We start from the raw sequence: 25,217 nt of genomic DNA on the forward strand, positions 1-25,217 counted from the left end.
TGAAAAAAACTGCTCCAGGTTATTTATGGGAATGTTTTGTTCTTCGTATGCAGCAGATAAAGAATAGGATAGAAGGCGGGCGCACACTGTGCCGCCAAATTATTGCTCATGAAAAAATATTCCCGTAGGGGAGACCTGTGTTCTCACGATACATATCTTAAGCGGACGACCACAGGTCGACCCTATAATAGGGAAATATATGTAGGGTCGTAGAATCTTCTCCGACCGTCACAGAAGTTGAACGATGAAAGCGGATCAATGCCCCTATACGGAATCTATATTTATGCTCAAAAGACATCCCTCCGTAGGGGCGACCTGAGGTCGCCCGATATACATCTTAAGCGGACGACCACAGGTCGCCCCTACAGTAGGGAAATATATGTAGGGGCGGAGAATCCTCTCCGACCGCCACAGAAGTTGAACGATGAAAGCGGATGTAATGCACTTAATGTGACTTATCTATCTACTCAATATGCATTGACCAATATGAAGGATTTTCTATTTTCTATAGCGAAGTTACAAAGAAAATCATAGGGATATGCGAGGGGGAATGATATGGTGGATTACAAATTCCTATTGGCATCCATACTAAAACAGCTGGATGAAGGGATCTTGGTAGTAGATACAGATGCAAATGTGACCTTCTACAATGAACCGGCCACAAATATTGCGGGAATAACACCGGAAATTGCCATTGGTAAAAATATTCTAGAGATATTTCCAGATTTGACGCCGGAAACCAGCACATTTTATAATGTATTAAAAAATAAAGAACCGATCATTGACTATGTACAAACCTATATGAATTTTCAGGGTAAAAAGGTTTCAACTGTAACCTCCACAATCCCTTTGATGAAAAAAGGAGAATTGGTAGGCGCTTTAGAAATATACCGGGACTTTACCCAAGTAAAGGAACTGTCTGAAAAAATATCAAATCTTCAATCCCAATTATTCAAAAAGAATGGTACTGAAAAAATATATAAAGGCAATGGAACGGTTTATACATTTGAGGATATCATTGGTGAAAGCAGTGGGATAAAAAAGCTGAAGGAAAAGGCGCTAAAAATCGCAGACAGCAGTTCTCCTGTATTGGTTTACGGAGAAACAGGAACCGGAAAGGAATTATTGGTACAAGCTATTCACAATGCCAGTCGATTTAGGAAAAATAAGCCTTTCATTGCGCAAAATTGTGCGGCACTGCCTAAAAGCTTACTGGAAAGCATTTTGTTTGGGACTGCCTCCGGCAGTTTTACAGGTGCAAAAGATAAACCTGGATTGTTTGAACTGGCAGATGGAGGAACTCTTTTTCTAGATGAGATTAATTCCATGGATATAGAACTTCAAGGGAAATTGCTGCGGGTGCTGCAGGATGGAATTATCCGGAGAGTAGGAGGCACAAATACCATAACCGTAGATGTAAGAATTATAGCTTCTACGAATGAAGACCCCTTGAAGGCAGTTGAAAAAAAGATCCTAAGGCAAGATTTGTATTACCGGCTGAATGTTATCAATTTGAATATACTCCCTTTAAGGGAACGAAGAGAAGACATTCCAATGCTCATAAACTTTTTTATTAATATGTATAATAAAAAATTAAATAAAAAGGTAAAAGATATTTCAGCAAAAACGATAGAAGCCTTATGCAGCTATATTTGGCCGGGAAATGTAAGAGAACTCAAGTATGCATTAGAAAGTACCATGAACTTTATAGAAGGGGATATCATTGCCTTAGAGGATATCCCACAGCATATTTTCAACGGCATGAAACAGGGACAAACTATAAGGCTTGAATCGGCCAGACCAGAGGATATTCCGCCTTTGTCTGAGGCATTAGACCGATATGAAAGGGAGCTAATCCAAAAAGCCATTGAAAATACGAACGGCAATTGTGCCAAGGCAGCCAGACTCCTAAAGATACCGAGACAAACATTACACAATAAGGTTAAAAAATACAAAATTATGTGGCAAACCAAAATATAAAAACGTCTCAAAATTGGGACGATGTAACAAAAGTCGTCTTATTGCGTCCCAACTTTGGGACGTTTTTGTTTGTAAAAAAATGAATAAAGCTAAAATGGTGCATTTTTCAGTATTTTTCAAATTGTTAAATATTTGGCACGTAAGTTGCTAATATATCCATTTAAAAATAAATGATTAAAATTTGAAAATGGAAGGAGGATCGGTGTTTTTCAAAGAATAGAGATAAGATAAGGAGGTTGTTTATGAGTCAAAAAAACACCCATAAGAATGAACAATGGGGCAGTCGGTTAGGTTTTATTTTAGCTGCTATGGGTATGGCTGTCGGTACGGGGAATATTTGGAGATTCCCGCGTATTGTAGGAAGCAATCATGGAGGTTCTTTTATCTTGGCTTATACAATTACGAATCTGATTTGGGTTGTTCCCCTGCTGATGATGGAAATGGGAATCGGAAAGACAACCCGATTGGGCGCCATAGGATCTTTTAGAGATTTTTATGGGAAGAATAAAACGTGGCTTGGAGGATGGATTACCTTTGTCTGTGCTGCTATCACCTTTTACTATGCTGTAGTATTTGGCTATGCAATGAGATATTTTGTTTATGCTGTACAAGGAGTTATGAAGCCGGGGTTTGATTCTGCTGCGCTATGGGAAAACTTTGTGAATTCTCCCGGTGAAACCATACTCTTCCACGGAATTGCAGTACTTCTAACTGGATTTGTTATTTATAGAGGTGTTAAAAATGGCCTTGAGGCAATTGGTAAAGTTGCAATACCTACTTTGTTTATTTCCCTTATTATCGCCGCCGTATGGGCTATATCCCAACCCGGTTCATCTGTAGGCTTAAAGTATTTATTTGTGCCTGAATGGGCCGCTCTGGGGACTTCAAAGCTGTGGCTGAATGCCCTTACACAATCGGCTTGGTCTGCTGGTGCAGGTTGGGCGATGATGTTAACCTATGCAAATTATTTTAAGAAAAACGAAGACATTGCTGTGAATAGTTTTATGATTACTTTTGGAGATGCGCTGGGGGCATTGACCGCTGCACTAGCTGTTTTACCGGCAGTCTTCGCTCTCTCAGCCAGTGAAGGGGCAGCTGTCGAAGCCCTGTCAGCCGGAAATTATGGTCTTACTTTTGTGTACATAGCAAAGCTGTTCTCTAATATTCCTGCAGGAAGAATGATTTCTATAATCTTTTTCTTGGCATTATCTCTTGCAGCATTAACATCCATTATACCACAAACAGAAGTTATTGTAAGAAACTTTGTAAATGCAGGATTTTCAAGGGAAAAATCTACAATTATAGTATGTGTAGGCGTATTTATACTGGGTGTTCCATCTGCTTACAGTATCGATATACTAAATAATCAGGATTGGGTATGGGGTATAGGGTTGCTGGTGAGCGGCCTATTCTTTGCCATGGCCGTATATAAATATGGTGTAGACCGTTTCCGTAATGAAATCATTAATTCATGCAGCGATATTTATGTTGGAAAATGGTTTAACTACTGTGTAAGGATTTTCCCGGTTCTGCTGGCCATTGTTGTAGGCTGGTGGACTTATCAATCCATTATATGGCACCCGGAGGACTGGTGGAATCCCTTTGTAGTAGATAGTGTTGGAACCGTTGTGGCCCAATGGGTTATTACAGGCATATTATTCTATCTTGCGAATAACTGGCTGGCTAATTGGATAAAAGATAGCTCCCCAATGGGTACTGCAAAAAGTGAATAGAGGAGGATGAGCAGATGCAAACCGTATTATGGATGATTCTATTGCTGGGCATAAACTTAGGGGGATTTATATATTTTGCCAATTTAGCTGCAAATAAGGAAAAAACAAAATCTCAGGAATAATTTTATCTTCGGCTCTTTATAGATCCGACAGAATGAACTTGAAGGTGAATCCTTGATTGAGCGAATAAATAGGAAATGCTAATATGTCATCAAGGATTCATCTTTAAAAGCTTTCAAAGGAATAATGAACTGCGGCAATTATGACTTTTACTTGAGGTGATTGATTTGACAATCGGAACGATCTTTAATATTCAAAAGTACGCTATACATGATGGACCGGGAATAAGAACTACCGTATTCCTAAAGGGGTGCCCACTGAATTGCTGGTGGTGTCATAATCCTGAAAGCCAGAGTATTCAACAGGAGATCCTCTTTTCACCGGATAAGTGCATCGGTTGTGGAGATTGCTATAAGGGCTGTATAGGTAAAGCAATTTCAAGTATTCAAGGTCAACGGATAAAAGATAATAATAAGTGTAGTTTGTGTGGGAATTGCGCAATAAACTGTCCTGCTGAAGCCATAGAGATGATTGGGAAGACTATGACAGCAGAAGATCTAATGAAGGAGATTGAAAAAGATCGGATCTTTTATGAGGAATCCGGCGGTGGTGTAACTTTTTCCGGAGGAGAGCCTTTGATGCAGTCAGAATTTCTTCATGAGGTACTCCATAGATGCAGGGAAGTTGAAATCCACACTGCATTAGATACCTCTGGATATTCGTCCTGGGAAATACTTTCTAAAATATCTTCACATGTAGAATTGTTTTTATATGATATCAAACACATGAACGATCAGAAACACATGGCCTTGACAGGCGTATCGAACAGGCCGATATTAGATAATTTAAAAAAACTTGTGGCAGAAGGTAAAAGGATTTGGATCAGAGTGCCTATTATACCAGGGATCAATGATGACGACCAGAACATAGCAGAAATAGGAAGCCTAATGGATTCACTGAAGCTAAGAGAAATATATCTGCTGCCATACCATAATATTGCGATGGATAAATACAGGAGACTGGGTAAAACCTATGGCCTGCCGGATATTCAGACTCCTTCAGATAGATGTATGAACGAAATAGCCCAAAACCTGAAATCTTGTGGACTAAAAGTGAGGATTGGAGGATGATGTATTCATGAATGAAAGAGTAGCAAAATTAAGGGAACAAAGTGTTACGGCAATACCCCATATATCTATAGAAAGGGCTGAACTGGTAACAGAAGCTTATCAGCGGTATGCAGGAAAAGTTTCTATTCCGGTATTAAGGGCATTGACTTTTCAGTATTTAATGGAAAATAAAGAAATATGTATTAACGAAGGAGAGTTAATTGTTGGAGAACGGGGGCCCGCACCTCAATCAACGCCTACCTATCCGGAACTTTGCTGCCATACGATGGAAGATTTGCAGATTATGAACGACCGAGAAAAGATTTCCTTTAAGGTAAGTGATGCAGTCCGAAAAGTCCATGAGGAAAAGATTATGCCATACTGGAGCGGAAAATCAATTCGGGACTTATTGTTTGATCAGATGACCAGCCAGTGGAAAGATTGTTATGAAGCTGGAATTTTTACAGAATTTATGGAACAAAGAGCTCCTGGCCACACTGTATTGGACGGGAAGATTTACACAAAAGGATTTTTAGACTTTAAAAAAGATATTGAAAAAGCCCTTGAAACAATTGACTACTACAATGACAGTGAAGCCTATAAAAAGCAGGAACAATTAAAAGCGATGCTTATCTGTTGTGATGCGATTATCACCTATGCCCGCAGACACGGAAATAAAGCTTTAGAATTAGCAAAAAAAGAAATGAATCCTGAAAGAAAAAGAGAACTGGAAGAAATTGCATCGGTATGCAGCCACGTGCCGGCAAATCCGCCAAGAAATTTCAGAGAAGCAGTGCAAATGTATTGGTTTGTTCACTTAGGGGTAATCACTGAACTCAATACGTGGGACTCTTTTTGTCCGGGAAGACTGGATCAGCATTTATATCCATTCTACAAAAAAGAAGTAGCAGAAGGAACATTGAGCGCAGAAAAGGCTAAAGAAATATTAGAATGCTTTTGGGTAAAAGTTAACAATCAACCAGCGCCGCCTAAGGTGGGGATTACTTTAGAGGAAAGCGGAACCTATACAGATTTCTGCAACATCAACATCGGAGGAGTAAAAGCTGACGGGTCAGATGGTGTAAACGAGGTTTCCTATCTGCTGTTAGATGTCATTAAAGACATGAAAATTCTCCAACCGAGCACAAATGTACAGATAAGTAAAAAGAATCCTGATAGATTTGTTATAAAAGCTGCTGAAGTAATCCGCCAGGGAATGGGATTTCCCTCTGTTTTTAATGCAGATGCAGTCATTCAAGAATTGCTTCGCCAGGGAAAATCTTTGGTAGATGCCAGATGCGGCGGAACCAGCGGATGCGTAGAAGTTGGAGCTTTTGGTAAAGAAGCATATATTCTGACGGGATATCTAAATTTAGTTAAAATTTTAGAAATAACATTGCATAACGGGATTGATCCCCGAACAGGAAAGAAGATCGGCATTGAGACAGGAGATCCAAGGGACTTCCAATCCTTAGAGCGGTTGATCGATGCATTTAAAAGGCAGCTTCACCATTTTGTTGAAATTAAGGTCAGAGGAAACAATATTATCGAAAAGTTGTACGCGGAGTATATGCCTTCTCCATTTATGTCTGTAATCATTGATGATTGTATTCAGAATGCAAAGGATTATAATGCCGGTGGTGCCAGATATAATTCCAGATATATACAGGGCGTTGGAATTGGAAGCATTACAGATTGCCTATCTTCTATTCAGTACCACATTTTTGATAAAAACAATTTATCCATGGAAAGGATGCTAGCGGCATTAAAAGCAGATTTCGATGGATACGAAAAAGAACGTCAATTATTCTTAAACAAAACACCGAAGTATGGCAATGATGATGATTATGCAGATGAAATTATGCTTGAGATATTTAATGCCTTCTATGAGGAAGTAAACGGCAGACCTACTGTAACCGGCGGAACCTATCGGATAGAGATGCTTCCGACTACCTGCCATGTATATTTTGGTGCAGTTGTAGGGGCCACACCGGATGGCAGAAAGGCTGGAATTCCGTTGTCTGAAGGGATTTCTCCAGTTCAGGGAGCCGATAAGCATGGACCCACAGCGGTTATAAAATCAGCATCCAAAATGGATCATCTAAGAACAGGCGGAACCCTGTTAAATCAAAAATTCACCCCCAGTGTGGTGCGTGGAGAAGACGGACTGGTAAAAGTAAAAGATCTAATCAGAGCCTATTTTAAGCTGGATGGGCACCATATACAACTTAACATCGTAGATGGGAATATCTTAAGGGATGCTCAAAAAAATCCTGAAAAATACAAGAATCTGATTGTAAGGGTTGCCGGCTATAGTGATTATTTCAATAACCTCAATAAAGGACTCCAAGACGAGATCATTGCAAGAACAGAGCATATGAGCTTTTAAATACATTTAACCAATGTGTTGGGCAAGAACTGGAGAAGGATAGAGCCATTATTCTCCAGTTCTTTAAATTAAGAGAAGGATATTTTTACGTAAACAAAATTGATTAAATGGGGTGGCGAAAATGAAAATATTATCGAAGAAACAAGAATTATGCATAGCATGCGGCGCCTGTGAAGAGGTATGCTCAAAAACCTATTTTAAGGAAAATAATAGAGAAAAGTCTTGCATAAGGATCGAGTCAGACAAGGAAGAAAAGATAAATCTATGCAACCAATGTGGTGTTTGCATTGACATCTGCCAGGTTAAAGCGATCTCCAGAAATAAAATGGGTGTGGTAACCATCAAAAAGAAAGACTGTGTCGGATGCTTTATGTGTGTAGGCTTTTGTCCACAAGAGGCAATGCGGCAGCACGATGCGTATATAGAACCTTTTAAATGTATAGCTTGTGGATTATGTGCCCAGGTATGTCCAACTGGAGCAGTATTTATTGAGGACATTGAAGGACAGCAGTTAGAAATGCTAGAACAAATTGCAGCTAGTGATGAGCGTAAATAATCAGTTCTTTTTATACAAAAACCGATAAGGAGGAAGGCATTCATGAATCTTTTAGAGATGAAAAAGGCACATAGACGATTAACAGAATATCAATATAATTTGGGAAAAATAGAAAAAGGCTATACCAATAGAAGTCTCTACATAAATTTATCCGATCGTACAATTACATCAAAGCCTGTAACTGCAATGATGAAGGACAAATTCATAGGCGGAAAAGGGTTTGGATTATGGTATCTATGGAATGCGGTCAACGAAAGGACAAAATGGAATGATCCGGAGAATGAGATTATTATTGCAGGCGGCCCCATATGTGGTATTACACAATATCCCGGATCAGGAAAGTCATTAGTCTGTACCATATCGCCATTAACAGGGATGCCTATGGACAGCAATGTAGGAGGGTATTTTGGACCCTATCTAAAATTCTCAGGGTGGGATGCGCTGGAGTTGCAGGGAAAAGCAGAAAAGGATGTAATCATTTTTATCGACGGGAATGCAGGAACTGTTCGAATCGAAGAGGCACCGATTGAGCCTGTGGATGGACATGTGTTAAGTGAGATACTTACGGAAATGTACGCAGATTCAGAAGAGGACAAGAAGCATATATCTGTCGTAACAGCTGGAACAGCGGCTGAGCATACACGTCTGGGGCTGCTCAACTTTAGCTTCTATGATGTTAGAAGACAGGCAGCAAGGCTGAAGCAAGCCGGAAGAGGCGGTATCGGAACGGTATTCCGGGATAAAAGGATCAAAGCCTTAGTCGTTAAATATAAGGGTGTTAAAGGAAATCTAAACAATTCTGCCAGCCAGTCTTTAATCAATAAAGCAGGTATTAAGCTGCATAAAGAAATCTGCAAACTTGACAATGTGCAAAATAAGATGAGAAAAATAGGAACGGCCAACATCATAGAAGTAATGGATGATTATGATCTGCTTCCAACCCATAACTACAAATTTGGCAGTCATCCGGATACCTATAAAATAGCATCCAATGTATTTATCGAAAAGTATATTACGCAGGGAATGCCGGATGGCTGCTGGTACGGCTGTTCTTTATCCTGTGCAAAGGCTGCAGATCATTTTGAACTAAAAACAGGCCCCTATAAGGGCCATAAAGTAACTGTCGATGGACCAGAGTATGAAAATGCAGCCGGTCTCGGATCAAACTGCGGAATATTTGATCCGGAAGCCATACTGGAGCTTAATTTTTATTGTGATACCTATGCAATCGATACAATATCCTTTGGAACACTCACAGCCTTTGTCATGGAATGCTATGAAGCAGGCATATTAAATAAAGAGATAACTGGAGGCCTTGAACTGAACTTTGGAAATGCAGAAGCGTCGCTGGCACTTCTGCATCAGATGTCACGGGGAGAAGGCTTTGGTTTGACTGCCGGGCAAGGTGTACGCAGGATGAAAAAGCTTTTTATAGAAGAATATGGTGCAGACCCGGATTTCATAAAGGATATCGGTATGGAACAAAAGGGGCTGGAGTTTTCGGAATACCTGCCAAAAGAATCCCTGGCACAGCAAGGGGGATATGGCCTCACCAATAAAGGACCCCAGCATGATGAAGCATGGCTGATTTTCATGGATATGGTAAACAATCAAATACCTACCTTTGAGGATAAGGCAGAAGCGCTCCACTATTTTCCGATGTTTAGAACATGGTTTGGATTATACGGACTGTGCAAGCTGCCGTGGAATGATATCAGCCCGGAAACAAATGGGGAGACTGATGAACCGGCAAAGATACCGGAGCATGTGCAAAACTATGTAGATCTATGTAATGGCGTAACGGGAAAAAATATAGATAAAGAGGAACTGATCAGAGAATCAGAACGGGTCTATAATTTCCAAAGAATTTTTAATATTAGAATGGGTCACGGCAAAAGAGAAGATGACGCGATACCTTACCGTGCTATGGGACCTGTAACTGTAGAAGAGTACGAGTCCAGGCAGGAAAGATATGATCATCAGTTAAGTGAGTTGGTCGGATATAATCCTGTGGGAAAATCAACAGAGGAAAAAATTAAAGTTTTGAGAAAGTACAGGGAAAGCCAGTATGAACAACTTATCGACGCTGTTTATAAGAGAAGAGGGTGGACATTAAAGGGGATACCTACCATAGAGCACCTTCAAAAAATAGGTATGGATCTTCCGGAGGTGATTGAAGTAGTGAAGGCCTATATTGGATAAGCTGAAGGAATGATGAAGCCATAATAAAAAGCTTGAAGATTAACAAAAAACTGGTTCGAAGCTCGTGAATTGTGGACAGAAAAAGTTCTGTTTACACTTACGGGCTTTTTTCTTAAAGTTAATATTAGCTATCAATAGAGCAAGGAAATATTTTTGGAAAAGTTTAATATACGAATGGAACTTGTTTTATAGAAGAACCTTATGTTATTATTGTATCAATGATTCATTAGAGTAAATCGCTTAAGAGTCGAATTTAAGAATTTCAAATAATTGGTGCCACAGGAAAGTTCATATGATTGCTCTAGCTTATATGAGCTGAAGAAGATGAACCGGCGAATGGATGGTGATTCAGTAATGTATGGACGGCTGCCAAAATAAGTATATGCTTTGTGAAGGAGGGATTTTTATATTTAAAAGTATATATGTAAAACCGGCTTTTTTGGATTCAGAAAGTATATCGGAAAATCGCAGCAGATATATGGTCTTAGTTGCATGGGGGCTTACGTTGTTAGGTTTTGGTCTGGTAATGGACACACCACAGAATATTATTTCCGGATTATATCGCATCATTGTGGAACCTGATTTTTTAATCACAGATTATATCAGTATAGGCGGGTTAGGCGCAGCCTTTGTAAATTCAGGACTTTTGATGCTGCTTTCCACAGGAATGCTGCGGCTTTTAGATATTAAAATTACGGGAGCAGCCGTATCAAGTATGTGGTTGATGTCCGGGTTCGGTCTTTTCGGAAAGAACATCCTAAACGTCTGGTTTATTATCATAGGGGTATGGATGTTTGCTCGATTTCAAAAGGAGAAATTTAGTAAATACGTGTATATTGCTTTATTTGGAACGAGCTTAGCGCCTACCGTAACCCAAATCATGTTTGGATTGAGTCTGTCTAAAACGCTAAGCATTCCTTTTGGAATACTTACAGGGATTGCTGTTGGTTTTATCCTTCCGCCGCTTTCTTCTCATATGATGAGAATTCATCAAGGATTTAATCTGTATAACATTGGTTTTACTGCAGGAATTATTGGAACCATTCTAGTTTCTATATTTAAGTCCTATGGATTATATATGGATACCAGAATCATTTGGTCTACAGAATACCAAGGTCCGTTGACTATACTTTTGATGACGTTATTTCTGAGCATGCTAGTCATCGGATATATCTATAATGGAATGTCCTTTCGAGGATTGCAGAAATTGTATAAATATTCTGGAAGAGCGGTAACTGACTTTCTGGTTTTAGAAAGCTTTCCAGTAACATTAATCAACATGGGCATTAATGGAATATTTTCTACATTGTACATCCTGTTTGTAGGGGGTGTTCTCAATGGTCCGATTATTGGCGGTATTTTTACTGTTGTAGGCTTTAGTGCTTTTGGGAAGCATCTATCAAATATATTTCCGATATTCCTAGGTGTATCCCTAGGAGGATTAACAAAGATGTGGAATGTTAACGAACCAGGTATGTTATTGGCCGCATTATTTGGTACAACATTAGCCCCTATTGCAGGGCAGTTTGGATGGAGATACGGTATTATCGCAGGATTCTTACACTCGCTTGTAGTGCAAAATGTAGGTTATCTGCATGCTGGATTAAATCTGTACAACAACGGTTTTTCAGGTGGAATTGTAGCAGCAACAATGATTCCGATTATTGAAGCCTTCAAGAAGGAGGAGTAACATGAAGCATGAAAGGTTAAAAATATCTAAAATTGTAGAAGAACTTATGAATTATTTCTTCTATATGGGAGCTACAGAATTTAATTTTAACGTGCAGGAAACAGAAGATCATTTTAAGATTTACTGTCAGAGTAATTACAAAGAAAACTCACTAAAAAAGCTGGAAAAATTGGTGAAACTTCTGAATTGCACAAAGCATGAGGAACTGGAAGAGTACTACTGGACATTGACAGGAGACTGCGATGTAGCCAATGAACTAAGTCTGGTTGGAATGATGATTGATGAAGCAACCGTACGCTATAGTGAAGGTGAGGATGTAGAGATTATTCTATACAGATACAAGATAAACAAGTCAAAATAAATGATATAAGGTTATTTTAAAGCCCCCGGAATAAAATTTCGAGGGCTTTAAAATAACTTTTAAGCTTTGTGTATTTCCCAAAATAGATGCTAAATTATAGTGTATATAAAACATATTTGTCTTCACCTCTTTTTTAAACATGGTAAAATAGAAGGAAAAAACAACTCACAAATTAGAAAGGATTATCTATGCAAAATGAGGCAGGTAAAATGAATCATAAGGTATACTATAGGATATTTAAGTTGATATTGATAACGGCTATATTAATGCTGGTTATTTTAGGTTTGGTAGTAGAAAGTTACCACTATTATAAAGACATGATCGTGACTTCTGAGCAGAATAATATTTTGAGTGTGGTCACAACCGTATCAGAACAGATGGAAGGATACTTTGAAAAGAAAGATCATTATCTCAGAGAGATGTTAAGTGAGCCACAATTTCAGGAAGAATTCTCAAAATTAACGAAGGGTCTGGTGAAGGAAGTAAAGATCATTGAACTGCTGTTTAAACTCCAGAGCCAGGAGTATATTGCATTAGAGCTTATTGACAAGAATGGAAGCCTGCTAAAGGCGTATACAAATGATCCTAAATATATTTACAATATGGGAGAAGATATTAAAAATGCCGTTATAGCAGGGAAGGAAACCTATTTCATAGAACCCATAGGAGATAGGAGTATCAATATTACTCACCCGGTTAGAATAGAAGGAGATGTTTTGGGTTTTATAAGAATGAAGCTGAATACAGATTATATCTTTAATACTTATATCGCAAGCTATAAGCTGAACGAGAAGCGATATATTTCCTTAAAGGATCGCTATGGAAGGCTGCTGTTCCACCCTTCTAAGGAGGGAATCGGCGAAGATGTGGTGGAAGTCAGAAAAAGGCAGTATCCTGATTATGACTGGAGCGAGCTGGAGAGCATTGTACAGAGGCAGATTAATAAAGAAACAGGGGTTGCAATCTATCACTCCATATGGCATGGTGAAGGAAAGCGAATTAAAAAAATTAGTGCATTCACTACCAGTGATATCGGAGATACATTTCTTATTGTCAATTTTTCTGTGGACTATAAGGAAACTACATCGGGTATTCAAGGTATTACGAATGTAACGATATTAGCTTGCCTTTTGCTGATTACAACCGGTTTAGTGATTATAGGATACATTTATCGTGTAGAAATAAAAAAGAATACCCTCATGGTAGAAACTGTATATTTAAATGAATTAAAGGAAAAGAATGCACTTTTAATGCACCAGTCCAAATTTGCTGCCATGGGAGAAATGCTTGCCACCATAGCCCACCAGTTGAAGCAGCCGCTAAATGCACTTAAGCTTTCTCTTTATAATATTGAGGATTATTATACATTAGGAGAAAATAATGAAGAATACCTAAAAAAATTGATGGAGTCAAATTATAAATTTATAGACAAAATGGCAAAAACTATTGATGACTTTAAGTTCTTTTTTAAACCGCAATATGAAAAGCTAGAATTTAATGTCTGTGAAGCGGTAAATTTTGCCATTGACTTAAACACAGCGCGAATAAACAATCTGGAAATTGAAGTAAACTTAAAAGGTACTCGGAATTTAACCATAAAAGGGGAAAGCAACGTATTTTCTCAAGTTGTGCTAAATCTGCTAAATAATGCAATTGATGCTATGACAGCAGGGATTGGAAAAAGATATATAGATATTGATATTAAAGAAAAAGAAGAAACGGTTATTATTGAGATTACGGACAATGGCGGGGGAATCCAACCAGAGATTCAGGACAGACTATTCGAGCCCTATGTAACCACAAAGGGGGATCAGGGAACAGGGCTAGGCTTGTATATCTCAAAGAATATATTAAAAGAAAAATTTAATGCAGATTTATTCATAGAAAATACAAAGGATGGGATGAAGGCAGTGATGATTCTACCTAAGGGAGGAAGTGGTGTGCATGAGCAATAACCTGCTCAAAAATCTAAAAGTCCTCTATGTTGAGGATGAAGAAGAAGTGATGGAGCAGATGAGCTTTTTTCTAAAAAAACGAACGGGAAGGCTAATAACTGCTAAAAACGGCAAGAACGGGTTAGAGGAATTTAAGTTAAATAGGCCGGATCTAATCATCTCTGATTTGAAGATGCCGGTTATGGATGGGATTGCCATGGCAAGGGAGATTCGGAAGATCAGTGATGTACCCATTATTATTACAACTGCCTTTTCAGAGAAAGACATTATTCTAAAAGCCGTTGATGTAGGCATTGAAAAATATCTGGTCAAGCCCCTAGATGCTAGAGAACTTGTGACGGCCATGGAGAGTATTGCAGTGAAGATTTTCAGAAACAGGGGAGAACTTCTGGAAGTCAGAAACAAAGTATTTTCTAAAGAAGAAAAACTGATGATAGAAGATAATATTAAAAATGCCATTGCGAAATTCATAAAGGAAAAAACCGGAAAGGGCCCTAAAAATGTAAAGGCTTTTCTTCATGGTTTAACATTAGAGATAGAAATATTAGAAGCTTTCACAAAGTTAGAGAAGGCTCTTTTAGAAAAAGAGAAAAATATATCCATCGTAAGATATAACCGTGAAGTTTTTTATAAGGACTATGAAGAAGCAATGAGAGATAGTATAAAGGCCTTTTTTCCATGGGAGATTCGATTAGAATCTGTAGAAATTGATGTTGTAGACGACAAAAATCGACTTTATTTTTCAATTTGTTAAAAAAATACTTTACAACAAAATAGAATTGTTGTATATTAAAATTAAAGCTACGTTTGAAAAGGTTTTCAATGAAAAGCTTCTCAAAATAGCTTATGGAAGTCAAAACCTAATAATAACCCAAGTGTTTGAGTTTATTTGAGAAAGTCTGTCGATTTAGCTTAAATAGGCCAACACAGAAATCATTATTTCTGTGTTGGCCTTTTTTTATTTATTTTTTTAAAATTATAAAATATGGGAGGAACATTATGGAAATTACACAAGGTGTAAAAGCAGTTCAAGGTGAAAAACTGGAAAAAAAGCAAATAAAGGTATATGGTATTCCACTGCCCCTATTTGCAATCTTTGCAGCGATCACAATTGGTGCGTCTATTGCAGGGGTTTTACCTGTATCGATTGTGGGTGCTTTGGGCGCTTGTTTGGTACTAGGTGCTATATTTGGGGAAATAGGAGATCGTATTCCTATTTGGAATGAATATATCGGAGGAGGAGCAATCCTTGGATTCTTAGGTTCTGCCTATTTGGTCTACAGTAAAATTATGCCTGAAAAAACAGTAGAGTCTATCACCGTATTTATGGAAGACACAGATTTTCTAACACTTTTTATTGCTGTATTGATCACAGGAAGTATGCTTTCCGTAAATAGAAAACTATTGATGAGAGCAATGGTAGGATATGTACCGACGATCATCATGGGTGTTGTTGGAGCAATGATCTTTGGCGCAGTGGGTGGATTGATTACCGGTGTTCCAATTACAAATGTATTGACGATGTATGTACTGCCGATCATGGGAGGCGGAACCGGCGCAGGTGCACTGCCGATGAGTGAAATCTATGCTGCAACAACCGGTGGAGATCCAAAACAGTTCTTATCTTTTGCTTTACCGATTCTTACAATTGCAAATATTATATCCATATTCTTTGCTGCAATCCTTAATAAATTAGGCCAAAAGAAACCTGTATTAACCGGTAACGGAGAATTGGTTAGAGGAAAAGGCTTTAATGCCGAGGATGAAAAATCAAACTTAAAAATCACCCATAAAGAAATTGGAGCTGGATTAGTTCTTTCAATCGGTATGTTTCTTCTTGGAACATTGATGAGTAAGGCTATTTTACCTTCAATCGGTGGCGTAAAGATTCATACCTTTGCATACATGGTGTTATTGGTAGCTGTATTTAATATGATCAATATCATTCCGGAGGAGTTAAAGCAAGGGGCCAAGAAATTACAAAGCTTTTTCTCGGGACAATTCCTATGGGTTATCATGGTTGGTGTAGGGGTAGCCTATACAGATTTAGCAGAAATTATTGCTGCAATTAACGTGACCAATGTTGTAATAGCTGCATTTATCGTAACAGGAGCAGTGATGGGCACTGCATTATTCGGTTATCTGGTAGGATTCTATCCGATTGAATCAGCGATTACAGCAGGATTATGTATGGCAAACAGAGGTGGTTCAGGAGATTTGGCTGTACTAGGCGCTGCAAAGAGAATGGATTTAATATCCTTTGCACAGATTTCTTCCAGACTTGGTGGAGGGATCATGCTCGTCATAGCAAGTATCGTATTTGGTATGCTGTTTTAGTTAAGGAGGGAAAATATGGTAGGAATTGCAGGATTTGAAAAGGAACAAGACTGTCTTGTAAAGGTGACCTTAAAGGATACAGGTGGATTGAACATCCATATCAATAGCAAGCTGAAACTGCTATTTGGAAAGCTGATGTTGGAAGCAGTAAGAGATGCGGCCAATGAAATGAAGGTTGAAAACGCAAATATCGAAGTGTCGGAATTCGGATCTCTGGATTTTGCCATTAAAGCAAGAGTGAAAACAGCGATCAGAAGGGCTAGGAGGGCTAAATATGAACAAGCTTAGAAGAACAATGTTATTTTGCCCGGCAAGCGAGCCAAAAATGTTTTATAATACCCCTGTATACAATCCGGATTGTATTATTTTCGACTTAGAGGATGCAGTGGCCTATGCAGAAAAGGACAGTGCAAGAGACTTATTGTGTGAAGCGGTGAAAACCTTAGATTTTAAGGATATTGAAATATTTGTCAGAATCAATCCTCTCTATACAACTTTTGGGGAAACCGATGTAAGAGAGGTAGTAAAAGCCGGTGTGCGAAATATAAGACTGCCGATGTGCGAAACGGCAGAGGATGTAAAAAAACTGGAAGTCCTGCTGGCAGAAGTTGAAAAGGAAAACAATATTGAAGTAGGAACTGTGAAAATACAATGTGCCATTGAAACACCAAAGGGAGTTTTGAATGCACTTGCCATTGCCACAGCAAGTCCGAGAGTTGTAGCCATATCCTTTGGCGCAGAAGACTACACAAGGACTCTTGGTGTGGATAGAACAAAAACAGCGAAAGAGCTGACCCATGCAAGATCTTATATTGTCCTTGCCGCCAGTGTTGCAAATGTAGACGCAATTGATACGGTATGGGCAGATGTATCTGATATTGAGGGCTTTAGAGCCGAAGCCCAAGAGGCGAAAATACTAGGATTCTCAGGTAAATCCTGTATTCATCCTGCACAGGTAAAGGAAGTTCACAAAATATTTACGCCTTCTTCGGAAGAGATAGAAAAATCCTTGAGAATTATTAGCGCTGCTAAGGAAGCTGAAGAAAAAGGTGTAGGGGTTATTACAGTAGACGGAAAGATGGTAGATGTACCAGTCATTCAAAAAGCTGAACGAATCGTTGATTTGGCTAAAGCTGCGAAGGTACTAAAATAAGGGGGATGAAAATGGAACTTGTAAAAAATAAAGTTGGAAGAATGGTTCCCACCTATATTGAGGGTATCGGAGAACTAAAGCCCTTTAACGGAATATTTGATACAGAAGTTGAGGGAAGAAGACATGGAGCCATAAATAGTAAAGTAGTACCATCAGATCAAAAACTGTTAGGATCAATTCGAGAAGCAATTGAAAAAACAGGATTGAAGGATGGAATGACTGTTTCTTTCCATCACCATCTTAGAAATGGTGATTATGTACTCATGATGGTAATGGATGAGATCGCGAAGATGGGGATTAAAGATATTACGATTTGTTCTTCTTCCTTGACGAATGCCCACGAGGGATTGATTGAGCATATTAAAAAAGGCGTGGTAACCGGACTTCATACCAGTGGATTGAGAGGCAATATTGCAAAGGAAATTACCACGAATTGTATTCTGCCGACACCGGTAATTTTTAGAACCCATGGTGGCAGAGCCAGAGCCATTGAATCCGGAGACGTAAAAATCGACGTAGCCTTTGTTGCAGCATCCTGTTGTGATGAGATGGGGAATATGAATGGAAAAGTGGGCAAATCTGCTTTCGGTGCAATGGGATATCCGATGGTAGATGCACAATATGCAGATAAGGTCGTAGCGATAACAGATAACCTGGTATCTTACCCTGCCTATCCCATCAGTATCCCACAAAACCTGGTTGATTATGTTGTAGTAGTGGAGGAAATTGGAGACCCAAGTCTAATCAGTGCAGGCGCCACAAGGGTAACGAAAAATCCTTTAGAACTCTTAATTGCAGAATATGCCAGTGAAGTCCTGATTCAATCAGGATTGGTAAAGGAAGGATTTTCTTTTCAGGCAGGAAGCGGCGGTGCGTCCCTTGCAGTAGCGAAATTTTTAAGGGATTATATGAAGGAAAATAATATTGTCGGGTCCTTTGCTTCCGGCGGGGCTACCTCCTATCTGGTGGAACTGCTGGAGGAAGGGTTATTTAGAACTTTACTGGACACACAAACCTTTGATGCAAAAGCAGCTACATCCTTTGTGAAGAATGAAAATCATCTGGAGATGTCAGCTTCTATGTATGCGAACCCTCACAACAAGGGATGCGTAGCCAATAAGCTCGATATCATGATTCTTTCTGCCACAGAGGTAGATGTTCATTATAATGTAAATGTGATGACTGCTTCTACGGGTGTAATCATGGGGGCCCAAGGAGGACATCCTGATACTGCTGCAGGAGCAAAATTGACTGTGGTAGTGGCACCATTGATGAGAAAGAGAATACCCATTGTCGTAGATGAAGTAACCACCGTAGTGACACCGGGAGAAACGGTAGATGTAGTGGTAACAGAAAGGGGTATTGCCGTAAATCCTAAAAACCTAGAATTACTGGAAAAGCTAAAAAAGACCAACCTGCCGGTTATGACCATCGAAGAGTTAAAGAACTTAGCTGAAAATTTTACAGGTAAGCCTGAAAAGGTGGCATTTGGAGATAAGATTGTAGGAATTATAGAGTATAGAGACGGAACGGCAATGGATGTAATAAGAAATGTTGTAAAATAAGGAGCACATCCCTTTGAATAGTAAGATAGCAGGTGGATTTGAAAGCTGCCTGCTATTTTTGCTATAAAAGCAATGTGGCAGAGAAAACAAGCAAGGAGGAGAAAAATGGCAAAGATAAAGATTTCTGAGACCGTATTAAGAGATGCGCATCAGTCATTGATTGCTACAAGAATGAAGACGGAGGAAATGGCTCCTATATTAGAAACCCTTGATCAGGTAGGATATCACTCTCTTGAGGTGTGGGGAGGAGCAACCTTTGACGCCTGTCTTCGATTTTTAAATGAAGACCCGTGGGAAAGATTAAGACGAATCCGAAAGCATGTGAAGAATACGAAATTACAGATGCTGCTTAGAGGGCAGAATCTTTTAGGATATAAGCATTATTCCGATGATGTGGTTTCTGAATTTGTTAAAAAAGCGATTGCAAACGGTATAGATGTGCTTAGAATATTCGATGCCTTAAATGATGTAAGAAATCTGGAAACTGCACTAAATACAACAAAAAAGGAAGGGGGGCATGCTCAGGCTGCCATATCGTATACAATCAGTCCCGCGCATAATACAGAGAACTACCTAAAGGTTGCAAAACAAATGGTAGACATGGGGGCCGATTCCATCTGTGTAAAAGACATGTCAGGAATTCTGACACCCTATTATGCCTTTGAATTGATCACTATGCTGAAAAAGACTGTAAAGGTACCTATACAGCTGCATACCCATTATACCAGCGGAATCGCCTCCATGACTTATCTGAAGGCAATTGAAGCGGGTGTAGATGTAGTAGATTGTGCAATATCCCCTATGGCGCTGGGCACCTCCCAGCCACCGACAGAACCGCTGGTAGCTACATTGCAGGGAACGGAATATGATACGGGTTTAAATCTTGAAGTGCTAAACCAAATTGCAGATCATTTTAGACCGATACGGGATAAGTATCTGGAAACCAAACAGCTGGATCCGAAGGTATTAGGGGTTGATGTAAATGCACTTGTATATCAAGTACCTGGGGGAATGCTCTCTAATTTGGTATCACAGTTAAAAATACAGAATGCTGTGGATAAATATGAGGAAGTATTGAAAGAGGTCCCACGAGTAAGAGAAGACCTAGGCTTCCCGCCATTGGTTACACCGATGAGCCAGATGGTAGGGACCCAAGCTGTTTTTAATGTTGTTCTAGGAGAAAGATACAAGATGGTTCCAAAAGAAATCAAGGCCTATGTCAGAGGTGAATATGGAAGACCTACGGTAGAAATTAAAGAAGAAATCAGAAGGAAAATTGTCGGTAATGAAGACATCATTGTTTGCAGGCCTGCAGACATGATTCCACCCCAGCTTGAAACCATAAAAAATGAAATGAAAGAATATTTTGAGCAGGAGGAAGATGTATTATCCTATGCACTTTTTCCTCAAGTAGCAGTAGAATATTTCAAATATAGACAGGCAAAGAAATATCAGATCGACAGCAGCTGCGTAGACAAAGAACAAAAAACCTATCCTGTATAGATGTACGCTCCTAAACATGAATGTATGTAGGGGAGGACCTGCGTGTCCTCCTATAGATGAGACTTGACATAATTAGAGATATAGAATTGGGTAAGGGGGGATTTTTATTTTTAAAAGTATATATATGAAGCCTACCTTTTTATATGGGGAAAGCAAACTAGGAAACCATAGCAATTACTTAGTTTTGATTATATGGGGACTGATGCTTTTCGTATTTGGCATGACAATGGATACGCCAAAAGGGATTGTCTCGGGACTTTACCGTTTAATTATAGAGCCGGATTTTCTGATTACAGATTATATCAGCATAGGCGGACTTGGGGCAGCTTTTGTGAACGCCGGACTTTTAATGCTGATTTCCATAGGTATACTGCATTTTTTAGATGTCAAAATTACTGGAGCAGCCGTATCAAGCCTATGGTTAATGTCCGGATTCGGACTCTTTGGAAAAAATTTGTTCAATGTGTGGTTTATCATTTTGGGCGTATGGCTCTATGCCCGGTACCAAAAGGAAAAATTCAGCAAGTATGTGTATATCGCATTATTTGGAACAAGTCTGGCACCCACAGTTACACAGGTTATGTTTGGGCTAAACCTATCAAAAACATTCAGTATACCTCTAGGAATCCTAACAGGTGTTGTTATTGGTTTTATTCTCCCCCCTCTCTCTTCGCATATGATGAGAATTCATCAAGGCTTTAATCTATATAATATTGGTTTTACAGCAGGAATTATTGGAACGATTCTTGTTTCTATTTTCAAGTCTAATGGTCTTAAGCTGGATACGAGAATGATTTGGTCTACAGGACATCAGGCACCCTTATCGGTACTCTTGGTGATCATGTTCTTAAGTATGTTAGGAATAGGTTATTTTCAAAACGGAATGTCCTTACAAGGTTTTCAAAAGCTATATCAATATTCTGGTAGAGCAGTTACAGATTTTATAGTATTAGAAGGTTTTCCGATAACATTGATGAACATGGGAATCAATGGACTGTTTGCTACTGCATACGTGATTCTGATTGGGGGCGTTCTCAATGGCCCTATCATTGGAGGAATTTTTACAATTGTCGGATTCAGCGCCTTTGGAAAGCATTTATCGAACATGCTGCCCATATTTACCGGAGTATTCTTGGGCGGATTGACAAATCTATGGGATATTAATGACCCAGGGATGGTGTTAGCTGCCTTATTCGGTACTACATTAGCGCCTATTGCAGGGCAATTTGGATGGGGATATGGCGTTCTTGCAGGATTTCTTCATTCTGTGGTGGTGCAAAATGTGGGGTATCTGCATGCAGGGTTAAATCTATACAATAACGGGTTTTCAGGAGGAATCGTTGCAGCAACACTGGTTCCCATTATTGAGGCTTTTAAGAAAGAAGACTAGAAATAGGACAGTTTTTTCATTGAACTGTCCTATTTTTTTAGATGATAGAAATACACATTTATCTTAGACGCAATCAAAAGGTAAATTTTCTTGGAGGCTGGCCGGAAAAATCCGAGATGATTGCCTCTCCGTGTTCAATGTAAAATACTTCAAAGATTGGATTGTCCTCAGATTGATAAATGGATTTTACCATTGGGTTATTTTCAAGGACCTTACGTTTCATAGAAACATCATCGGTGAAAATGACTTTCCCGGATAACCTTACTGTTACCATATCCTTTGAAGTAGAAGTAAATTCAGCAAAGGGGACCTGTTGCAATTGTTTGTATACATCCTTTGTATTGGCTGTGCAGAAATAAAACATACCGGATTCTTCCAGCATAAAACCCCAGGGCCTAACCCTTGCTTTTCCATTATCGACTGTAGCAAATGCACCGGAAGGGTTTTCGTACAAAAAACCGATGATTTCTTTCATTTTCATACCTCCATAAATTTATTATTTTGAAAAACTGTGTGTAATTTACTATAATAGTATTACAAGGGTTTATTTTATACAAGTACATTCTTTTTTCGTACATAGTACGATTTTTCGTACCAAAGAGAGGGTGATTAAAGTGGAAGCAAGAAAAGAACTCAAAGAAATCAAATGTCCTGTCGGCGTTGCCCACAATGTGATCAGTGGTAAATGGAAGTTAGTTATCATTTGGATATTAAAGGATAACGTAAAGCGTTTCAACGAATTGCAAAAAGCTTTGCCAGGTATACGGCAAAGTTACTTGACACAGCAGTTAAGAGAGCTGGAGAAAGATGGACTGGTTTATAGGGAAGTATATAAGGAAGTACCTCCGAAGGTAGAGTATTCATTAACGGATATCGGCAGAGAATTTTTAAAGGTGATGGACAGAATGTATGAGTGGGGAGAAGCCTATATGGCATTTATTGAGAATCAATAGGACCGTTTATTTATAAACAGTCCTATTTTAGCATTGATATAATTTTCAGACTTCATTATAATAACAGTAAGTACACGTACATAAGGGGTGTGATCCAATTGGAATACAATTTAATTGATTACGTGACAGCATTGGATGTGAATAATATAAAAAGTGAAGTAGAAAAGATGTTGGGTGAAAATATAGAGCCGAAAGAAATACAAAGACAGATGCTGATAGGTCTTTATGAAATTGGGAAGAAGTACGAATCCGGCGAGTATTACATAGGAGATCTAATCGTTTCTGGTATGATGATGAAGGATATTTTGTCCTTAGAAAAAATGAAAGATCCTTTGTCTTTCAACAATCAGACTTTTAAAGGTAAAGTAATGCTGGGGACGGTAAGCGATGATATTCATGATATAGGTAAGGATATTTTAAAGCAGATGCTGGCAGCAGATGGATTTGAAGTGATTGACTTAGGGGTGGATGTTCCTGCAGATAGATTTGTGGAAGAAATACAAAAACATAAACCGGATATTGTAGGCTTAAGCTGTATTCTTACAACATCCATCAATAATATTTTTAAAACCATTAAAGGGATCGAAGAAGCGGGCCTAAGAAATCATGTAAAAATCATTGTGGGCGGTGCTGCAATGAATAAAAAATATTTTAAGGTAGATGCTGCTGACGCATTTACCAATGATGCCTATGAGGGCCTTCAAATATGTGAGCAGTGGATGCTGGAAAAAAGATAGGTTTGCCTGGGAAGGATGAAGAGTTTTGGCGAATGTATTATATTTATCGGTAGTTGAAGATATTAAAAAAAGAATCATATCCGGTGCATTAGGGCCCGGCGATATGTTAAAATCAGAATCAGAGTTAATGAAAGAATATGATGTCAGTAGAATGACACTGAGAAAAAGCCTGTCTCTATTATCCAATCAAGGATATATTTATTCTGTTCCTGGCAAAGGAAACTTTATCAGAAAGCCTGATGTAGATACCTATGAATTCCGTTTTAACCAATATGACAGCCTATTGACGGAAATCGATGAAATCAAACTGCTGTCGGTTATCATAGACACAGCTCCTGGTGATATACAATCCAATCTTTCATTAAAAAGCGGAGAACAGGTTGTACGCATAGAACGGCTTATTTACAGCGATCATAGACCCATCGCTCTTGAAATTGTATATACTTCCTATATACCGAACAAGCCGGTGGTAGAAGATAAGCTGAATTTTGCAAACTATTCAAAGGCACTGGAAACCAAACTAGCCTTTGGGATAAAAAAAGAGCTGGCTATTCGAATCGTAGAGGCTGATAGGGATCTATGCAAGAAACTGAATATCGTTGAAAGTGAGGATGTGTTTTTGGTTAGCAAAAAAACACTAAAAAAAGAGAATAATGCACCTTTGACCTATAGCCTCTTTTATATTAAAAAAGAGTTCTTTATATTAACTGCAAAAACCCCTGAAGAAGATGACAGTAGGAAGATTTTTTAAAATATAAAAAGTTTTTTGAAAAAATACAAGGTATACAGAAAAGTGATACTTTGTGTTTTTTTTTGAAAAGAAAACATGAATGAATTTTCAAAAATTTTAAACAAATCCATTGACAGACATAAAAGAAAGGATTAGAATTAATATGTACCTATACGTACGAGTACATAATAGAGGTGAATTTATGGGCCATCATGTCTTATTGGTTTTTGGATTTCTAGGATCAGGAAAGACTACATTTATTATTCAATTAGCTGAATGCTTCGCTCGTTACAATAAGAGAGCAGCACTGATTGTTAACGAGGTAGGGGAGATTGGTATTGATAATCAATATATGAAGCAATTAGGATATAATGTGTGGGAGATCTTTGGCGGATGCATTTGCTGCACATTATCCAGCAGTCTAGAAAATACCCTTGAAGAATTAGAAAAAAATTATAATCCAGACATGATTATTATTGAGCCGAGTGGTGCAGCTGAACCAAAAACAATTTATGATACACTGGTTTATGCCGGTCTGGATCAAAACAAGATTCACAACTTTTTTGTCTTAGATCCTACCCGCATAGACATGTTTGAAGAAATATTATCTCCTTTGTTGTTTTCAAGTCTGAAGCTGTCAGATATTGTGATTATTAATAAACTTGATTTAGCGGATAGGGAAGCAGTTGGCAGATGTACACAACATGTAAATATTCATACGATTCATAATAAGTTTTTTCTAATCGAAAGAGGAAATCATTTTCCAGTTGAACTGGAATCTTACATCTTAGATTTAGTAGATAAGGGGTGAGAG

General features: G+C 38.6%; 21 protein-coding genes. 20 read left to right on the forward strand and 1 reads right to left on the reverse strand.

Annotated elements, in window-relative coordinates; genetic code table 11:
• The first annotated feature begins 555 nt into the window (after positions 1–555).
• From Gferi_RS16230 to Gferi_RS16305, 16 genes are all read left to right on the forward strand, one after another.
• Positions 556–1,980, forward strand: a complete 1,425-nt coding sequence (locus Gferi_RS16230) for a sigma-54 interaction domain-containing protein (protein WP_069978309.1) — start codon at positions 556–558, stop codon at positions 1,978–1,980.
• Positions 1,981–2,222: 242 nt separating this feature from the next.
• On the forward strand, positions 2,223–3,713 hold the full coding sequence (locus Gferi_RS16235) for a sodium-dependent transporter (RefSeq protein ID WP_069978316.1): 1,491 nt from the start codon (positions 2,223–2,225) through the stop codon (positions 3,711–3,713).
• A 287-nt stretch (positions 3,714–4,000) separates the two neighbouring features.
• A complete protein-coding gene (locus Gferi_RS16240; RefSeq protein WP_069978317.1) occupies positions 4,001–4,903 on the forward strand; it encodes a glycyl-radical enzyme activating protein in 903 nt (300 codons plus the stop codon).
• Positions 4,904–4,910: 7 nt separating this feature from the next.
• Positions 4,911–7,271, forward strand: a complete 2,361-nt coding sequence (gene hypD / locus Gferi_RS16245) for a trans-4-hydroxy-L-proline dehydratase (protein WP_069978319.1) — start codon at positions 4,911–4,913, stop codon at positions 7,269–7,271.
• Between the two features lie 121 nt (positions 7,272–7,392).
• Positions 7,393–7,827, forward strand: coding sequence for a 4Fe-4S binding protein (locus tag Gferi_RS16250; protein WP_069978321.1), 435 nt, complete (start codon positions 7,393–7,395; stop codon positions 7,825–7,827).
• Between the two features lie 42 nt (positions 7,828–7,869).
• Entirely contained in the window at positions 7,870–10,029 is a 2,160-nt protein-coding gene (locus Gferi_RS16255; protein ID WP_156782420.1) for an aldehyde ferredoxin oxidoreductase family protein, read from the forward strand.
• A 505-nt stretch (positions 10,030–10,534) separates the two neighbouring features.
• Complete coding sequence (locus tag Gferi_RS16260; RefSeq protein ID WP_207645761.1) at positions 10,535–11,719, forward strand: DUF1576 domain-containing protein; 1,185 nt, start codon at positions 10,535–10,537, stop codon at positions 11,717–11,719.
• 1 nt (position 11,720) lies between these two features.
• On the forward strand, positions 11,721–12,080 hold the full coding sequence (locus tag Gferi_RS16265) for a hypothetical protein (protein WP_069978323.1): 360 nt from the start codon (positions 11,721–11,723) through the stop codon (positions 12,078–12,080).
• A 209-nt stretch (positions 12,081–12,289) separates the two neighbouring features.
• On the forward strand, positions 12,290–14,035 hold the full coding sequence (locus Gferi_RS16270; RefSeq protein ID WP_169833005.1) for a sensor histidine kinase: 1,746 nt from the start codon (positions 12,290–12,292) through the stop codon (positions 14,033–14,035).
• Positions 14,025–14,789 (forward strand): response regulator, encoded by a 765-nt coding sequence (locus Gferi_RS16275; RefSeq protein WP_069978327.1) that lies wholly within the window; start codon positions 14,025–14,027, stop codon positions 14,787–14,789. Before Gferi_RS16270 ends, Gferi_RS16275 begins: the two co-directional genes overlap by 11 nt.
• 245 nt (positions 14,790–15,034) lie before the next feature.
• Positions 15,035–16,372 carry a citrate/sodium symporter CitS gene (gene citS, locus Gferi_RS16280; protein ID WP_069978329.1) on the forward strand — a complete coding sequence of 446 codons (1,338 nt, stop codon included), beginning with the start codon at positions 15,035–15,037 and terminating at the stop codon, positions 16,370–16,372.
• Positions 16,373–16,387: 15 nt separating this feature from the next.
• A complete protein-coding gene (locus Gferi_RS16285; protein WP_069978330.1) occupies positions 16,388–16,660 on the forward strand; it encodes a citrate lyase acyl carrier protein in 273 nt (90 codons plus the stop codon).
• Complete coding sequence (locus Gferi_RS16290; protein ID WP_069978331.1) at positions 16,647–17,525, forward strand: HpcH/HpaI aldolase/citrate lyase family protein; 879 nt, start codon at positions 16,647–16,649, stop codon at positions 17,523–17,525. The genes Gferi_RS16285 and Gferi_RS16290 overlap by 14 nt, the downstream gene beginning before the upstream one ends.
• Before the next feature lie 11 nt (positions 17,526–17,536).
• A complete protein-coding gene (gene citF, locus Gferi_RS16295; RefSeq protein WP_207645762.1) occupies positions 17,537–19,090 on the forward strand; it encodes a citrate lyase subunit alpha in 1,554 nt (517 codons plus the stop codon).
• A gap of 105 nt (positions 19,091–19,195) precedes the next feature.
• A complete protein-coding gene (locus tag Gferi_RS16300) occupies positions 19,196–20,593 on the forward strand; it encodes an oxaloacetate decarboxylase subunit alpha (protein WP_069978333.1) in 1,398 nt (465 codons plus the stop codon).
• 124 nt (positions 20,594–20,717) lie between these two features.
• Entirely contained in the window at positions 20,718–21,983 is a 1,266-nt protein-coding gene (locus Gferi_RS16305; RefSeq protein WP_069978335.1) for a DUF1576 domain-containing protein, read from the forward strand.
• Between the two features lie 73 nt (positions 21,984–22,056).
• On the opposite strand, the gene Gferi_RS16310 is transcribed toward Gferi_RS16305, so the two are convergent.
• The gene (locus Gferi_RS16310; RefSeq protein WP_069978337.1) at positions 22,057–22,458 is read right to left on the reverse strand and encodes a pyridoxamine 5'-phosphate oxidase family protein; all 402 of its coding nucleotides are present in this window, start codon (positions 22,456–22,458) and stop codon (positions 22,057–22,059) included.
• A 139-nt stretch (positions 22,459–22,597) separates the two neighbouring features.
• Between Gferi_RS16310 and Gferi_RS16315 the strand changes: the two genes are divergently transcribed.
• The 4 genes from Gferi_RS16315 to Gferi_RS16330 all read left to right on the forward strand — a co-directional run bounded on the left by Gferi_RS16315 (position 22,598) and on the right by Gferi_RS16330 (position 25,214).
• Positions 22,598–22,936 carry a winged helix-turn-helix transcriptional regulator gene (locus tag Gferi_RS16315; RefSeq protein ID WP_069978339.1) on the forward strand — a complete coding sequence of 113 codons (339 nt, stop codon included), beginning with the start codon at positions 22,598–22,600 and terminating at the stop codon, positions 22,934–22,936.
• Positions 22,937–23,034: 98 nt separating this feature from the next.
• The gene (locus Gferi_RS16320; protein ID WP_330389340.1) at positions 23,035–23,673 is read left to right on the forward strand and encodes a cobalamin B12-binding domain-containing protein; all 639 of its coding nucleotides are present in this window, start codon (positions 23,035–23,037) and stop codon (positions 23,671–23,673) included.
• Between the two features lie 25 nt (positions 23,674–23,698).
• Positions 23,699–24,424: a GntR family transcriptional regulator gene (locus Gferi_RS16325; protein ID WP_069978340.1), complete on the forward strand. Its 726-nt coding sequence runs from the start codon at positions 23,699–23,701 to the stop codon at positions 24,422–24,424.
• A gap of 181 nt (positions 24,425–24,605) precedes the next feature.
• Entirely contained in the window at positions 24,606–25,214 is a 609-nt protein-coding gene (locus Gferi_RS16330; RefSeq protein WP_069978342.1) for a GTP-binding protein, read from the forward strand.
• Positions 25,215–25,217 lie beyond the last annotated feature (3 nt).

It is taken from the genome of Geosporobacter ferrireducens (assembly GCF_001750685.1).
In the GTDB taxonomy this organism is placed as follows: Bacteria; Bacillota; Clostridia; order Peptostreptococcales; family Thermotaleaceae; genus Geosporobacter; species Geosporobacter ferrireducens.

Bases quoted from the DNA above. Each gene is read 5' to 3' on its own strand.
- Gferi_RS16230 (WP_069978309.1), top strand. From the start codon at position 556: ATGGTGGATTACAAATTCCTATTGGCATCCATACTAAAACAGCTGGAT.
- Gferi_RS16235 (WP_069978316.1), top strand. From the start codon at position 2,223: ATGAGTCAAAAAAACACCCATAAGAATGAACAATGGGGCAGTCGGTTA.
- hypD (WP_069978319.1), top strand. From the start codon at position 4,911: ATGAATGAAAGAGTAGCAAAATTAAGGGAACAAAGTGTTACGGCAATA.
- Gferi_RS16250 (WP_069978321.1), top strand. From the start codon at position 7,393: ATGAAAATATTATCGAAGAAACAAGAATTATGCATAGCATGCGGCGCC.
- Gferi_RS16255 (WP_156782420.1), top strand. From the start codon at position 7,870: ATGAATCTTTTAGAGATGAAAAAGGCACATAGACGATTAACAGAATAT.
- Gferi_RS16265 (WP_069978323.1), top strand. From the start codon at position 11,721: ATGAAGCATGAAAGGTTAAAAATATCTAAAATTGTAGAAGAACTTATG.
- Gferi_RS16270 (WP_169833005.1), top strand. From the start codon at position 12,290: ATGAATCATAAGGTATACTATAGGATATTTAAGTTGATATTGATAACG.
- Gferi_RS16275 (WP_069978327.1), top strand. From the start codon at position 14,025: ATGAGCAATAACCTGCTCAAAAATCTAAAAGTCCTCTATGTTGAGGAT.
- citS (WP_069978329.1), top strand. From the start codon at position 15,035: ATGGAAATTACACAAGGTGTAAAAGCAGTTCAAGGTGAAAAACTGGAA.
- Gferi_RS16285 (WP_069978330.1), top strand. From the start codon at position 16,388: ATGGTAGGAATTGCAGGATTTGAAAAGGAACAAGACTGTCTTGTAAAG.
- Gferi_RS16290 (WP_069978331.1), top strand. From the start codon at position 16,647: ATGAACAAGCTTAGAAGAACAATGTTATTTTGCCCGGCAAGCGAGCCA.
- citF (WP_207645762.1), top strand. From the start codon at position 17,537: ATGGAACTTGTAAAAAATAAAGTTGGAAGAATGGTTCCCACCTATATT.
- Gferi_RS16300 (WP_069978333.1), top strand. From the start codon at position 19,196: ATGGCAAAGATAAAGATTTCTGAGACCGTATTAAGAGATGCGCATCAG.
- Gferi_RS16305 (WP_069978335.1), top strand. From the start codon at position 20,718: ATGAAGCCTACCTTTTTATATGGGGAAAGCAAACTAGGAAACCATAGC.
- Gferi_RS16310 (WP_069978337.1), bottom strand. From the start codon at position 22,458: ATGAAAGAAATCATCGGTTTTTTGTACGAAAACCCTTCCGGTGCATTT.
- Gferi_RS16330 (WP_069978342.1), top strand. From the start codon at position 24,606: ATGGGCCATCATGTCTTATTGGTTTTTGGATTTCTAGGATCAGGAAAG.